The 1,037-nt window shown below is 56.9% G+C and carries 2 protein-coding genes; both read left to right on the top strand.

From position 1 onward, the window contains the following. A partial coding sequence (locus ACOCD2_RS21715) for a hypothetical protein (protein WP_419590544.1) occupies nt 1-233 on the top strand: 233 nt, incomplete at its 5' end. Then, nucleotides 173-1,000, top strand: a complete 828-nt coding sequence (locus ACOCD2_RS21710; protein ID WP_419583044.1) for a transposase — start codon at nt 173-175, stop codon at nt 998-1,000. The genes ACOCD2_RS21715 and ACOCD2_RS21710, both read left to right, overlap by 61 nt. Nucleotides 1,001-1,037: the final 37 nt, after the last annotated feature.

Below are 1,037 nucleotides of genomic sequence, written 5' to 3'. Positions count from 1 at the left end.
ACCAAGCACTGCGCAACAACTTCGCAAGCTCGTTGCTGCTCCGTACTTGGCTCCCATATGACTGGACGCCGCGTTCGGAGGCCTACTTTGTTTTCCCTCTGGCGCAAGGCACGCCGGGAAACAGTGCGGCCTCGCGGCTACTGGGGACTACCAGTCCCTCGCTTCGCTCTCCATGGCTGGCAGCGCCGGTGTCCCGGTTACCTTCCGCTCGAAGATGGCGCAGGCGGTGGTGATGCTCTGTTCCGTGGCGGAACAATTTTCCCAGCTCCCCGTGTTGGTGGTGACCGACAGTTGGTTTGGCAATGATGGTCTGTTACGCCCTTTGAATGCGTCGGCATATGCCTTCGAACTCCTCTCCCGCCTTCGGGCCAATGTCACGCTCTACGATCTGCCTCCCCAGGCGTCGATTCGTCAGAGAGGCCGTCCCCGCAAGTACGGAACCCGGTTGGGTTCAGCCAGTGAATTGGCGGCCAGCCGCAAGACCCAGGCCAAAATGCGTTCGGTCTTTCTCTATGGCAAACAGCGGGAGGTATTGGCCTATGATGAGGTCGTTATGCTCAAGAATCTGCGCTGTCCGGTTCGGCTGGTCTGGGTGTTCAGAAAAACACGCTGGGTCGCTTTCTTCAGCACCGACCTGACACTCTCGGCCCAACAGGTCATCGAGTATTACGGGGCACGTTGGAAGATCGAATCCGGGTTCAAGGAGATCAGGCAGGAGATCGGCAGCGCCAAAAGCCAGACGCGCAATGCACATGCGGTGATCAATCATCTGAACTTCTGTATGATGGCGACGACCATTACCTGGATCTATGCCGATCGCATCAAGGCAGATCCCCAACGGCGCCATGTGGTCAAAGGGCGTACCAGTTTTGCCTTTTCCGATGTCCGGAGACTGATTGCCGATGCCGCGCTATCCGAGGATTTTCTCAGACTTTGGCCAGACCGGGAGAAATGCCGGCAAAATACTTTCGTCTCCCTTCTGCTACGCATGGTGGCTTGAGTTTGCGAGATCAGGGAAGTGAAAATAATGGTGAAAC

This window comes from Thiolapillus sp. (assembly GCF_048562965.1).
Classification (GTDB): domain Bacteria; phylum Pseudomonadota; class Gammaproteobacteria; order Chromatiales; family Chromatiaceae; genus Thiolapillus; species Thiolapillus brandeum_A.
The sequence above is the reverse complement of the archived record's forward strand: the minus strand, read 5'-3'. Positions and strand labels throughout refer to the sequence as shown.

Excerpts from the sequence above, each read along its gene's own strand:
- ACOCD2_RS21710 (WP_419583044.1), top strand. The coding sequence starts at position 173 with ATGGCTGGCAGCGCCGGTGTCCCGGTTACCTTCCGCTCGAAGATGGCG.